A 13,500-nucleotide genomic window follows, 5' to 3' on the forward strand; every position below is an offset into this window, starting at 1 on the left:
GCTTAACCCTCCTTGACCAGGCCGAGATCGGTCAGGACGTTGCGGGTGGCGTTGTAATAACGCACGTACCCGGTGCAACGGCAGACGTGGTGGCCGAGGCTGTCCTCGATGACTTGTTCGAGCTTGCTCTGCACTATCGGTTGGCGCTGCAGCTTCTCGACCAGCACGGTCGCGGCGTTGACGAAGCCCGGTGCGCAGTAGCTGCACTGGAAGGCGAACTCGTCGACGAAGCGCTGCTGGATCGGGTTCAGCTCAGTGACCTGGCCCGCCTCATCACGCTTGGCGTGAGCTTCGATGGTGCGGACTTTCTTGCCTTCGAAGTAATGCGCGCCGGTGATGCAGGTGCGCACTTCTTCGCTGGTGCCGTCCGGGTTATCGACGATCACCACGCAGGCGTGGCAGATGCCCTGGCCGCAGCCCAGACGCGAACCGGTGAGGTTTTTGTATTCGTGCAGGTAATCGATCATCGGCAGGTCATCAGGGATGTCCACCGGGCCGACGGATTGACCATTGAGGGTCAGTTGAAGCGGACGGTTAGCCATTGAGGGCCTCCTTGATGCGCGCAGCAGTGATTGGCAGATCGCGAACACGTTTACCGATGGCGTGCGCCACGGCGTTACCGATGGCACCGACAATCGGGATCATCACCACTTCGGCGATGCCTTTCGACGGATCACTTGGCGACAGCGCCGGGAGAATCTCCGACGTCTGCTTCCACACGGCAACGTGACGCGCCATCGGCAGACGGTAACGGTTGAAGTTCCAGTCACCCTCCCCCGGCCCGCCTTCATACAGCGGCATCTCTTCCATCAAGGCGTGACCGATGCCCATGGCGATACCGCCTTCGAGCTGGCCCTTGACCAGTTCTTCGACCAACACACGACCGCACTCGACCCACGAATGGTGGTTAAGCACTTCGACTTCAGCAGAACCCTTGTTGACCTTCAGTTCGACCAGCGTCGCGACCGGGCTGTAGTAAGTCACGGCAGCGTTGTTCAACTGGACAACCGGGTAATTGATGTTCTGGCGATCCAGCAGGTGGAAACCAGACGCGCTCATCAACGCTTTCTTCGCTTTCGGCGCGCCGTCACCGTATTTCACGGCGAGACCATCGAGCGGCAGACGCTCGCGCACACCGTCGATGCTGTATTCGGCTTCAGCCCAGCTCCAGCGGTTGAATGCGTGGACGGTGGCGCCGGTCACCAGGCCACGCTCGTGAGCGTGTTTGGCCAGCTCTTCGAAGGTCAACGGCTGCATGCCGTTGGCGGTGAGCTTGCCGTCGACCCAGTGCGCATCTTCGCGACGCACGACGTAAGGGTTGGCTTGACCGCCGTAAGGACCCTGACGCCAGATTTCCATGGCCGCTGGCCACAAACCGTTGTTGAACAGCACGCGCGCCGCTTCACGGGTGGCGTGGCTGAAGTAGTACGCCGAGTTGGTCGCCGACGAGGCCGAAGCCAACTTGCCGACCCAACGCGGATTGCGCAGCAGGTTGTCCTGCTCGGCCTGGCTCATGATGTAAGGGTTGCCGCTGGTGATCAGCTGCATTTCCTTCCATTCGGTTTCGCCGGTCTTCACTTCGTGCGCCGGGCTGCCGAGGAAATCGGCCACGACCAGGGCTTGCGAGGTGGACATGCCGGTGCCGATTTCAATGCCGATATGGCGCAGGGTGATGCGACCGTCAGCAGTGAATTCAATACTGGCCATCGGCGCTTCGGAACCGGTGCCGAAGTCTTTCTGGCAGATGGCGAAACCGACGCCGTACCAGTTATCCGGGTCTGCGGCTTCGCGCTGTTTCTTGATCGCGTCGCGGTTTTTCCAGACTTCGTGCACCGACGCCTTGTCGAGGATCTCGTGCAGGCGCAAGGCACCGGCCGGGATCGCGCCTTGGGTGTTTTTCATGCCCGAGCGCAGGGCGTTCTTGCGACGCAGGTCGATGGCATCGACACCAAGGCGATTGGCGATTTCGTCGACCATCATTTCGGTCGCCGCCATGCTTTGCAGCGTGCCGTAGCCGCGCATCGAACCGGCCTCAACGCCACGCGAATGGTAGGCGGTGACTTGCAGGTCGTTCTGCGGCATGTAGTAGATCGACTGCGCCGCCGTGGCGCCCACTGCCGCTACGGATGGGCTGTAGTTGATTCGGCCACCACCGTCGACGCTCATTTCGGCGCGGAAAATCTTGAAGGTGTAGTCGTTCTTGTCCACGGCCAACTGGTAGCGGATGTCGAACGGGTGACGCTTGATGCCGCTCTGAAACTGTTCATAGCGGTCGTTGGCCAAGCGCACTGGCACACCGGCGCCGTACAACGCGGCAAGAGCTGCGTAGTAGACGAAGATGTTGTGATCTTTGGAACCGTAACCGACGGTGTAACCCGGGTGCATGTTGAGGTTGTCGAGGCCGAAACGCGACGGCGCGATCATCTTTGCGGTTTCGGTCGCCGCCTCCAGCGGACACTGGGTCGCCACCACGAAATGCAGGGTCTTGGTCTTCGGGTCATACCAGCCATTGCCGTTGTCCGGCTCCATGGCGGCCGGCTCGATCGACGGGGTCTTGTAACGCTCGTCGAACACCAGCCAGTTGTCCGGCGGCGTATCGATCTCTTTCTTCATGCGGTCGGCGTAGAACAGGCCGCGCTCGGTCAAGTTGCCGTGCAGGTTCGGCTGGGAATTCCATACCGGGCGACGGTTCTTCAGCATCGGGAACAGGATCGAGTCCTTCAGGCTGGCGAACTCATCTTCATCAGCCGAGGTCGCGCCGCCAACGCGCACATAGCGGAAGCTGCCGTAGGGGTCGCCTTCGTAGAACGGCACTTGGGCACCGTAACGAATCGCTTTGTCATTGAATTTGAGTTTGTTCTTGGCCTGACGGAAACGCTCGAAGTCATTCCAGATCAGGATCGCCACCGGGTGACCGATGAACATCGGCACTTTGCCTTCTGGCAGCAGTGGATCCGGCGCGTGTTCTTCCGGGAAGACGATGCCGTCCTTGTCCAGATCCGCGGCGGTGACGATGCGGTCCGGCTGCAAATCGGCGCCGAGCCACGACAGGTCGTAACCGGCGTAGATGCGGTCAGCCTTGATGGTTTTCAGCAGCATGGCGTGGCCTTGCTGTTCAGGCCAGCCCGGCATGTCCTTGGAGCGGATGTCGCGGGCAAAGACTTTGCTACCGCAGACCTTGGACAGTGCGTCGTTACGCTGACGCGCCTTGCCGTTATTGCCGAGCCATTTCTCGGACGGCACGGTGACGCTGTTTTCCATCAAGGCAGCCAGCGCCTGACTGCTGAGCGGCGTGAGCGTGACGCTCACACCCGCCACCAGCCCGCCCTGGAGGAACGAGCGCCGGGATATATCACGGTTGGACATGGATCATCCTCTGGGCGGTTATGTGTCCGCCCTTCTGGTTATCTACTGGGGAATCTCGAGTCTTGCAGAAGCCCTCTTTGGCGAAACAAAGGGCGTGTTGACAGTGCAAAGCTGACCGAAAGGTTAACTTTAAAGGTTTCTGCGCTCGCAGCAAACAACCAGTTACAAAAATTTGACTAAAGAATCAAAAAATCAATGCGACGTGAGACCGCAGCAAGCGGGTAGACACTTGTAGGAGTGAGCCTGCTCGCGATGGCGTCAGTTAAGCGGTTAATTTTGGTGACTGACACTCCGCCATCGCGAGCAGGCTCACTCCTACAGGAACTTGAATGGCTTCAGGGTTGGAGCAGAGGGAAAAAGAGGGGGAATAGTCAAATTTCAGACACAAAAAACCCCGGTCTTTCGACCAGGGTCTTTGCTATCGATTCCGAACCAGTCAATGACTGCTTTCGGTGCTTCAAGGCGTTCAGTGGTCCTTGGAGCAGATATGGCGCAGCGGACGGGACTCGAACCCGCGACCCCCGGCGTGACAGGCCGGTATTCTAACCGACTGAACTACCGCTGCGTATCGCTTTGAGCTTGCGCTCAAGTAACTCGTTTTGACTGCAAGCTTCGGTGCTTTGCAATCGCGAACCAGACAAGCCTGATTCGTAAAATATGGCGCAGCGGACGGGACTCGAACCCGCGACCCCCGGCGTGACAGGCCGGTATTCTAACCGACTGAACTACCGCTGCGCGTCGGTGCAGGCACTTTCAGCCTACGTTCTTGCTTACGCAAGTCTCTCGGGGAGTGGTGGGTGATGACGGGATCGAACCGCCGACATTCTGCTTGTAAGGCAGACGCTCTCCCAGCTGAGCTAATCACCCGTTTGCATCTCCGAGGCCGCGAAATTTACGCAGGTAGCGAACCTAAGTCAATAGCAGGATTGAAGTTTTTCTAAAAAAGACAAAATTGCTTCAATCCTGCAAAACCGCTTTCGCGGGCAAACCCGCTCCCACAGGGGTATGCATCCCAAATGTGGGAGCGAGCCTGCTCGCGAAGGCGTCAGTTGATTCAACGCAAACTCAGAGAAAAAGGCGATCTACTCGCTGTAGATCATCTTTTTCGTCATGCCGCCATCGACCACGAATTCCTGCCCGGTGACAAACCCGGCATTCCTCGACAGCAACCACGCAACCATGGCCGCGACATCCTCGACCGTCCCTACCCTGCCCGCCGGATGCTGAGCATGATCGGCATCAGCCAACGGCTCGGCGCGACGCGCAGAAGGATCCCGCGCATCAATCCAGCCCGGACTGACCGCGTTGACACGAATCTCCGGACCCAGACTGATCGCCAGCGCATGCGTCAGCGCAAGCAAGCCACCCTTGCTCGCCGCGTACGCCTCGGAGTCCGCCTCCGACTGCCGCGCTCGGGTCGAGGCCAGATTGACGATCGAACCGTTGTGCGCACGCAGGTACGGCGCACAGTGCTTGGCCAACAACATCGGCCCGCTGAGATTCACCGCCAGCACGCGATTCCAATAAGCCAGGTCGAGACTTTCGAGCGTGATGTTGTGCGGATCAGCGACCGCCGCGTTGCACACCAGCGCATCGAGACGACCAAACTGCCCCAGCACTTCAGCAACACCGAGCGCAACCTGGCCCTCATCGGCGACGTCCATGGCGATAAACCAGGCGTTTTCGCCCAGGACTTTCGCCACTTTCGAACCGCGCACACGATCCAGATCGGTCAGCACCACTTGCCAGCCTTCGCTGATCAGCCAGGCCGCAATCCCCAGACCGATACCACGCGCGGCCCCCGTGACCAATGCAACACGGCCATGGGTACCGGCTTTCGGAGTGGACAACTCGATCACAGCGCTGCCAGACCGCGCGCCAGGTCGGCTTGCAGGTCTGCGACGTCTTCCAGACCGACCGCAATGCGGATCAGACTGTCGCGAATGCCTGCTGCTTCACGCTCCTGCGGCGCCAGACGGCCGTGGGAGGTGGTGCTCGGGTGCGTGATCGTGGTCTTGCTGTCGCCGAGGTTGGCGGTGATCGAAATCAGTCGAGTCGCGTCGATGAAGCGCCAGGCGCCCTCTTTCCCGCCCTTGACCTCAAAGCTCACAACGGCACCGAAGCCCTTCTGCTGACGCTGGGCCAGTTCATGCTGCGGATGACTCTTGAGACCGGCGTAATGGACTTTCTCGATGCCATCCTGCTGCTCCAGCCATTCGGCCAGCTCTTGGGCGTTGGCGCAGTGCGCCTTCATCCGCAGGTTCAGGGTTTCCAGACCTTTGAGGAAGATCCACGCGTTGAACGGGCTCAAGGTTGGGCCGGCGGTGCGCAGGAAGCCGACGATTTCTTTCATCTGCTCACTGCGACCGGCTACCACGCCGCCCATGCAACGACCCTGGCCGTCGATGAACTTGGTCGCCGAGTGCACGACAATGTCTGCGCCCATTTTCAGCGGCTGTTGCAACGCTGGTGTGCAGAAGCAGTTGTCGACTACCAGCATCGCGCCTTTGGCGTGCGCGATTTCCGCCAGTGCGGTGATATCGACCAGCTCAGCCAATGGATTGGAAGGCGACTCGACAAAGAGCAGCTTGGTGTTGGGCTTGATCGCCGCATCCCAGGCCGACAGATCGGCCAACGGAACGTAATCGACTTCCACGCCGAAACGCTTGAAGTACTTCTCGAACAGGCTGATGGTCGAACCGAACACACTGCGCGAAACCAGCACATGATCGCCGGCGCTGCACAGGCTCATCACCACCGCCATGATCGCGGCCATGCCGGTGGCGGTCGCCACGGCTTGCTCGGCGCCTTCCAGCGCGGCGATGCGCTCTTCGAACGCGCGCACGGTCGGGTTGGTGTAACGCGAGTAAACGTTGCCCGGCACTTCCCCGGCAAACCGCGCGGCCGCGTCGGCAGCCGTGCGGAACACGTAGCTGGAGGTGAAGAACATCGGATCACCGTGCTCGCCTTCCGGCGTACGGTGCTGACCGGCACGTACGGCCAGGGTATCGAACGCTACGCCTTCGAGGTCGCTGTCCAGCCGACCGGCATCCCATTCCTGACTCATGCTGTCACTCCTTGCCCTGTTCTCGAAAATTGAAAGTCAGATACAAAACCGGCCCCTCAGGGCCGGTAGAAACTCAGTTGTTGTACAGATCGATGATCGCACTGACCGCTTGGGTCTTGACCTTCGAGGCATCGTTGCGTGCCTGTTCGATCTTGTCCAGGTAAGCCTCATCGACGTCGCCGGTGACGTACTTGCCGTCGAACACCGCGCAATCGAAGTTCTCGATCTTGATCTTGCCGCCACCGACCGCTTCGATCAAGTCAGGCAGGTCCTGATAGATCAGCCAGTCGGCACCGATCAGATCCGCCACGTCCTGAGTCGAACGGTTGTGTGCGATCAGTTCGTGGGCGCTTGGCATGTCGATGCCATACACGTTCGGGAAGCGTACCGCCGGGGCTGCCGAGCAGAAGTAGACGTTTTTCGCGCCGGCTTCGCGGGCCATCTGGATGATCTGCTTGCACGTGGTGCCGCGCACGATCGAGTCGTCGACCAGCATCACGTTCTTGCCGCGGAATTCCAGCTCGATGGCGTTGAGCTTCTGGCGTACCGACTTCTTGCGCGCGGCCTGGCCCGGCATGATGAAGGTACGACCGATGTAACGGTTCTTGACGAAACCTTCGCGGAATTTCACGCCCAGGTGGTTGGCCAGTTCCAGCGCCGCGGTGCGGCTGGTATCCGGAATCGGGATCACCACGTCGATGTCGTGCTCTGGACGCTCGCGCAGGATCTTCTCGGCGAGCTTCTCGCCCATGCGCAGACGGGCCTTGTAGACCGACACGCCGTCGATGATCGAATCCGGACGCGCCAGGTAGACGTGTTCGAAAATGCATGGAGTCAGGGACGGGTTGGTCGCGCACTGACGGGTGTGCAGCTTGCCGTCTTCAGTGATGTAGACCGCTTCGCCCGGTGCCAGGTCGCGAATCAGGGTGAAACCGAGCACGTCCAGCGAAACGCTTTCCGAGGCGATCATGTACTCGACACCTTCGTCGGTGTGACGCTGACCGAACACGATCGGACGAATACCGTGCGGGTCACGGAAACCGACGATGCCGTAACCGGTCACCATCGCCACGACGGCGTAACCGCCGACGCAACGGTTGTGCACGTCGGTCACGGCGGCAAACACGTCTTCTTCGGTCGGTTGCAGCTTGCCGCGCTGGGCCAGCTCATGCGCGAACACGTTGAGCAGCACTTCCGAGTCGGAACTGGTGTTGACGTGACGCAGATCGGATTCGTAGATCTCTTTGGCCAACTGCTCAACGTTGGTCAGGTTACCGTTATGCGCCAGGGTGATGCCGTAAGGCGAGTTGACGTAGAACGGCTGAGCTTCGGCCGACGTCGAGCTGCCCGCGGTCGGGTAACGGACGTGGCCGATACCCATGTGACCGACCAGACGCTGCATGTGACGCTGTTGAAACACGTCACGCACCAGGCCATTGTCCTTGCGCAAGAACAACCGGCCATCATGGCTGGTCACGATACCGGCAGCGTCCTGGCCGCGGTGCTGGAGCACGGTTAGCGCGTCATACAGCGCCTGATTGACGTTCGACTTACCGACGATACCGACGATGCCACACATGCGACGCAACCCCTACTTAATGGATCTGAACTGAACAACACTCACTGAGGCGTTTTCGCCGACGGCAAGAGTTGCTCCTTGAACGGAATATCAGCGGGTACGCTGATTCCGCTGGCAAGCCACTGACTGCTCCACCCGAGAATCAGGTTTTTGGACCAATCAGCGACCAATAGAAATTTTGGTACGAGCTGTGATTCTTTCCACCACCCGTCCTGCTGTACCGGCCCCAGGCTCAACAGCCCGACCGCCACGACCACCAGCAACACGCCACGCGCGGCGCCGAAGGCCATGCCGAGGAATCGATCGGTCCCGGACAACCCGGTGACGCGAACCAACTCGCCGATAAGGTAATTGATCATTGCGCCCACGATCAGTGTGGCGACAAACATGATGGCACAGCCCGCGATCACGCGAGCCGATGGGGTTTCGATGTATCCGGCGAGGTACTCGGACAGTGAACCACCGAACATCCAGGCGACGACTCCTGCGATGATCCAGGTCACCAGCGATAATGCTTCCTTGACGAAGCCGCGGCTCAAACTGATCAAAGCGGAGATGGCGATGATTGCAACGATCGCCCAGTCAACCCAGGTAAATGGCACAGTGCAGCCTACAGACGGATAAGGCGGCGCATTTTAGCAGAGCGCATGCCTCTCGGTAAGCTGCGATTGTCAGTGCATTTCAATCGGCGCGATAGTTTTTAGCCGCGCTCAGGCTGGAAGCGCACAACAAAACCCTTGAGGTTCTGCTGACGCCCCAACAGATCACGCAGACGATCAGCCTCCGCACGCTCGATCAACGGGCCGACAAACACCCGATTCTTGCCATCGGCGGAGCGGATGTAAGCGTTATAGCCCTGACTGCGCAGGGTTTTCTGCAGGCTTTCGGCACTGGCGCGGCTCGACAGACTGGCCAGTTGCACCGACCAGCTCACCGACAGACCATTGGCATCGACACGGCTTTGCGTGGTGTCAGGCTTGCTCGATGCCGAGGTAATCGGCTGGGCAGGCGCAGGAATCGGCTTGGCCACCGCGGGCGGCGCAGCAGGCTTGGTGATCATAATGGGGGCCGCCGGTGTCACTGCAACGGGCGCAGCAGGCGCAGCGTCTTCAGCGACTTCTTCGTCAGTCGGCACAGGCTCTTGCGGCAAGGCTTGCGGTTCAGGCACTGCAACCGTTTCCATCTGAATCTGCGGCATGGCAGGCGCCTGCGGAGACGCCGGCGCCTCAACGGTCACCTGACGCTGCTCATCCTGACGGGAAAACAGCATCGGCAGGAAGATCACCGCCAGCGCAACCAGCACCAGAGCGCCAACCATGCGCTGCTTGTACGCTTTATCCAGCAAAGCCATTTGCCGCGTCCTCCGTGGAGCGCCGGGCCAGCCATTCAAGGGCCTCGGCGACACAATAAAATGATCCGAACAACAGAATCTCGTCGTCGCTTGTAGCCACTGCGCACTGCCCTTCCAGAGCGGCGGCGACACTGTCGTAAGACGAGACCGCAGCGCCAAGGTTCTGCAATGCAGCGTTTAATTCAGCCACTGGACGTGCGCGCGGCGAATCCAGCGGTGCAACGGCCCAATGCTCGACACTAGCATTCAATTCGCTGACAACACCATCCAGATCCTTGTCCGCCAGCAGACCAAACACCGCCAGTCGCTTGCCGACCGGTGGCCGCGAGGCCAGACGTCGGGCCAGATACTCGGCAGCATGCGGGTTGTGACCAACATCCAGCAACAGATTCAGACGTTTGCCGCCCCACTCGAACGAGCGGCGATCCAGCCGTCCGACCACGCGAGTGGCCTGCAACGCCGCGACGATCTGCTGCGCATTCCACGGCAAACCGACCAGCAGATACGCCTGCAACGCCAGCGCGGCGTTTTCCATTGGCAGATCGAGCAGCGGCAAATCACGCAATTCGACAGCCTGCCCTTGCGCATCGGTACCGCGCCACTGCCAGTGCTGATCAGTGATGCCGAGATCGAAGTCACGCCCACGCAGGAAGAACGGACAGGCCAGTTCACGCGCCTTGTCGAGCAGCGGTTGCGGAGGATTCAGATCGCCGCACAAGGCAGGCTTGCCCTGGCGGAAAATTCCGGCCTTCTCGAAAGCCACGGATTCACGGGTATCACCGAGATAATCGGCATGATCGACACCGATGCTGGTGACCAGCGCGATATCGGCATCAACCACGTTAACCGTGTCCAGACGCCCGCCCAGCCCGACTTCCAGCACCACCGCATCAAGCCCGGCCTGTTGAAACAGCCAGAACGCCGCGAGGGTGCCCATTTCGAAGTAGGTCAGGGAAGTGTCGCCGCGTCCGGACTCGACCGCTGCGAAGGCTTCACACAGCTGCGCGTCAGTGGCTTCGACGCCATTGAGCTGCACCCGCTCGTTGTAACGCAGCAGGTGCGGAGAATTGTAGACACCAACGCTCAAGCCCTGCGCCCGCAGCAATGAAGCCACGAATGCGCACGTCGAACCCTTGCCGTTGGTGCCGGTGACCGTGATCACCCGAGGCGCCGGCTGGCCCAGCCCCATGCGGGACGCTACCTGTTGCGAACGCTCCAGGCCCATGTCGATGGCCGACGGATGCAACTGCTCAAGGTAGGCGAGCCATTCGCCAAGGGTGCGCTCGGTCATAGGCCAGCAGGGACCGGTGGAACCACGATCGGCTCGATTGGCGCGGCGACGAATTTCGGCGTCGGCTTGCCAGTCATCTGTGCCAGCAGGTTACCCAGACGCGGGCGCAGTTCCTGACGATGGATGATCATGTCGATCGCGCCGTGCTCCAGCAGGAATTCGCTGCGCTGGAAACCTTCCGGCAGTTTTTCACGCACGGTTTGCTCGATAACGCGCGGACCGGCGAAGCCGATCAGGGCTTTCGGCTCACCGACAATGACGTCGCCAAGCATCGCCAGACTCGCGGAAACACCACCGTAGACCGGGTCGGTCAGTACGGAGATGAACGGGATGCCTTCTTCACGCAGACGCGCCAGCACAGCCGAGGTCTTGGCCATCTGCATCAGCGAGATCAGCGCTTCCTGCATGCGCGCACCACCGGAGGCGGCGAAGCAGATCATCGGGCAGCGGTTTTCCAGCGCAAAGTTGGCGGCGCGCACGAAGCGTTCACCAACGATGGCGCCCATCGAACCGCCCATGAAGCTGAATTCGAACGCCGAAACCACCACCGGCATGCCCAGCAAAGTGCCGCTGACGGAGATCAGCGCGTCTTTTTCGCCAGTCTGCTTCTGGGCAGCGGTCAGGCGATCCTTGTATTTCTTGCCGTCGCGGAATTTCAGACGGTCAACCGGCTCCAGATCGGCGCCCAGTTCGTTGCGACCTTCGGCATCGAGGAAGATGTCGATGCGCGCACGTGCGCCGATGCGCATGTGATGGTTGCACTTGGGGCAAACGTCCAGGGTCTTTTCCAGCTCTGGACGATACAGCACCGCCTCGCAAGACGGGCATTTGTGCCACAGACCTTCAGGCACCGAGCTCTTCTTGACCTCGGAACGCATGATCGAAGGGATCAGTTTGTCTACTAACCAGTTGCTCATGCTTTCTTTCTCCAGTACCGGCGGCCCGAACGCTCTGGTTCGCAGCCCCGCGTATGCCCTTGAGCTAAATTCATGTGTGTGGCGATGATTGGTGGAACGCCACGGTCAGCGCGAAACATGACCTGCGTGCGATCCAGAAACCCTCAGCCGCGCCTGCTTTGTGCAAGTGCATTGATGGACGGCGGCAGACTGCCAGCCGTCACATCAATATGGCGCTTTGCGTACCGCTTTGCGTACCGCTTTGATGAACGCGTGAATCTTTGAGTGATCCTTGATGCCCTTGCTCGCCTCTACCCCACCGCTGACGTCTACCGCGTAGGGTTTTACTCGAGCCACGGCGCCTGCGACGTTCTCTGGGGTCAAACCACCCGCGAGAATCAACGGCTTGCTCAGACCCTGCGGAATCAATGACCAGTCGAAGGCCTCACCGGTTCCGCCGGGCACGCCCTCGACATAAGTGTCGAGCAGCACGCCACTGGCGCCTGGATAGGCATTAACCGCTGCCGCAATATCGTCGCCAGCCTTGACCCGCAGCGCCTTGATATACGGACGATGCCAGCCTTCGCAGTCTTCAGCGACTTCATCGCCATGGAACTGCAGCAGATCCAGCGGCACGGCATCGAGGATTTCCCCCAACTCGCAGCGGCTGGCGTTAACGAACAGACCCACAGTGGTGACAAATGGCGGCAACGCCTTGATGATCGCCCGCGCCTGCTGCACGGTCACCGCCCGCGGGCTCTTGGCGTAGAACACGAACCCGATCGCATCCGCCCCGGCCTCAACGGCGGCCAGCGCATCTTCTATGCGGGTAATCCCGCAGATCTTGCTGCGAACGGCTGACATATCGAGAAAAACTCCGAGGCAGAAACCGGGAAAGTCCCGGATGGTAACAAAAGCGTTCGAGGGCGTCAGCCGTCAAGTTCGGAGAAACCCGTAAGGAAATGTGGCCCGATAAAACGCTCGGGCAACGGGAATTCGTCGTGGTACTCGACCTGCACCAGATACAAGCCGTACGGATGCGCCGTGACGCCGCCAGAACGACGCTCGCGACTTTCCAGCACTTCCTTCATCCACTCCACCGGACGCTCGCCAGCACCAATGGTCATCAGCACACCGGCGATATTGCGCACCATGTGATGCAGGAACGCATTGGCGCGGATGTCGAGCACGATCATCTTGCCGTGACGGGTCACGCGCAGGTGATGCATCTTCTTGATCGGCGACTTGGCCTGGCACTGGCCGGCGCGGAACGCGCTGAAATCGTGGGTGCCAATCAGGTATTGCGCGGCCTCGGCCATACGCTCGACGTCCAGCGGACGGTGGTTCCAGGTAATCTCTTCGTTGAGATGCGCCGGGCGAATCTGATCGTTGTAGATCACGTAGCGATAGCGCCGCGCGATGGCTTTGAAGCGCGCGTGAAAATGCGCCGGCATCACCCGCGCCCAACTGACGCTGATGTCATGGGGCAGATTGATATTGGCGCCCATGACCCAGGCTCTCAGCGAACGATCGACGGTTGTATCGAAATGCACCACTTGCCCGCAGGCATGCACGCCAGCGTCGGTGCGCCCGGCGCACTGCAGGGAAACCGGCGAGTTGGCGACTTTCGACAAGGCTTTTTCGAGCTCTTCCTGCACCGTCGCTACACCCGTCAACTGACGCTGCCAGCCGCTGTAGCGCGAGCCTTTGTACTCAACGCCCAGCGCGACGCGGTAAAAGCCGTCGGGAGCCATTTCGGCGACCGGGTTATCTATGTTTGCCAAGGTGGGACAGCCTGCTGTTTGTGCAAAGGCGGGCATTATAAGGCTGTGGTTCAGGGATGCCAGAACTCTCTATTGGCAGTTCTGGCCCTATCGCGAGCAGGCTCACTCCTACAGGGGAACGCATTCCAAATGTAGGAGTGAGCCTGCTCGCGATAGCAATCCTTCA

Annotated in this window: 11 protein-coding genes and 3 tRNA genes; all 14 read right to left on the bottom strand. The window is 60.2% G+C overall.

The window, feature by feature from the left end; genetic code table 11:
- Positions 1–2 precede the first annotated feature (2 nt).
- Positions 3–542, bottom strand: a complete 540-nt coding sequence (locus ACOYXJ_RS28565; protein ID WP_077571933.1) for a (2Fe-2S)-binding protein — start codon at positions 540–542, stop codon at positions 3–5.
- Complete coding sequence (locus tag ACOYXJ_RS28570; RefSeq protein WP_460372920.1) at positions 535–3,366, bottom strand: xanthine dehydrogenase family protein molybdopterin-binding subunit; 2,832 nt, start codon at positions 3,364–3,366, stop codon at positions 535–537. The genes ACOYXJ_RS28565 and ACOYXJ_RS28570 overlap by 8 nt, the downstream gene beginning before the upstream one ends.
- A 488-nt stretch (positions 3,367–3,854) precedes the next feature.
- Positions 3,855–3,931: transfer RNA gene (locus tag ACOYXJ_RS28575), tRNA-Asp, on the bottom strand.
- A gap of 93 nt (positions 3,932–4,024) precedes the next feature.
- Positions 4,025–4,101, bottom strand: a tRNA-Asp gene (locus tag ACOYXJ_RS28580).
- Between the two features lie 56 nt (positions 4,102–4,157).
- Positions 4,158–4,233: transfer RNA gene (locus ACOYXJ_RS28585), tRNA-Val, on the bottom strand.
- Positions 4,234–4,448: 215 nt separating this feature from the next.
- On the bottom strand, positions 4,449–5,225 hold the full coding sequence (locus ACOYXJ_RS28590; RefSeq protein ID WP_460372922.1) for an SDR family oxidoreductase: 777 nt from the start codon (positions 5,223–5,225) through the stop codon (positions 4,449–4,451).
- Positions 5,222–6,433, bottom strand: coding sequence for an O-succinylhomoserine sulfhydrylase (locus tag ACOYXJ_RS28595; RefSeq protein ID WP_095123129.1), 1,212 nt, complete (start codon positions 6,431–6,433; stop codon positions 5,222–5,224). Before ACOYXJ_RS28595 ends, ACOYXJ_RS28590 begins: the two co-directional genes overlap by 4 nt.
- Positions 6,434–6,506: 73 nt before the next feature.
- Positions 6,507–8,012: an amidophosphoribosyltransferase gene (gene purF, locus ACOYXJ_RS28600; protein ID WP_016984539.1), complete on the bottom strand. Its 1,506-nt coding sequence runs from the start codon at positions 8,010–8,012 to the stop codon at positions 6,507–6,509.
- Between the two features lie 41 nt (positions 8,013–8,053).
- Positions 8,054–8,614, bottom strand: coding sequence for a CvpA family protein (locus tag ACOYXJ_RS28605; protein ID WP_007913461.1), 561 nt, complete (start codon positions 8,612–8,614; stop codon positions 8,054–8,056).
- A gap of 98 nt (positions 8,615–8,712) precedes the next feature.
- The gene (locus tag ACOYXJ_RS28610; protein WP_150794289.1) at positions 8,713–9,363 is read right to left on the bottom strand and encodes an SPOR domain-containing protein; all 651 of its coding nucleotides are present in this window, start codon (positions 9,361–9,363) and stop codon (positions 8,713–8,715) included.
- A complete protein-coding gene (folC, locus tag ACOYXJ_RS28615) occupies positions 9,347–10,654 on the bottom strand; it encodes a bifunctional tetrahydrofolate synthase/dihydrofolate synthase (protein WP_460372925.1) in 1,308 nt (435 codons plus the stop codon). Before folC ends, ACOYXJ_RS28610 begins: the two co-directional genes overlap by 17 nt.
- A complete protein-coding gene (gene accD / locus ACOYXJ_RS28620; protein ID WP_460372926.1) occupies positions 10,651–11,571 on the bottom strand; it encodes an acetyl-CoA carboxylase, carboxyltransferase subunit beta in 921 nt (306 codons plus the stop codon). Before accD ends, folC begins: the two co-directional genes overlap by 4 nt.
- A 204-nt stretch (positions 11,572–11,775) precedes the next feature.
- Positions 11,776–12,414 carry a phosphoribosylanthranilate isomerase gene (locus tag ACOYXJ_RS28625; protein ID WP_460372928.1) on the bottom strand — a complete coding sequence of 213 codons (639 nt, stop codon included), beginning with the start codon at positions 12,412–12,414 and terminating at the stop codon, positions 11,776–11,778.
- A gap of 65 nt (positions 12,415–12,479) precedes the next feature.
- Positions 12,480–13,304 (bottom strand): tRNA pseudouridine(38-40) synthase TruA, encoded by an 825-nt coding sequence (gene truA / locus ACOYXJ_RS28630; RefSeq protein ID WP_460373061.1) that lies wholly within the window; start codon positions 13,302–13,304, stop codon positions 12,480–12,482.
- Positions 13,305–13,500 lie beyond the last annotated feature (196 nt).

The sequence above is a fragment of the Pseudomonas sp. Tul2A7 genome, assembly GCF_054790505.1.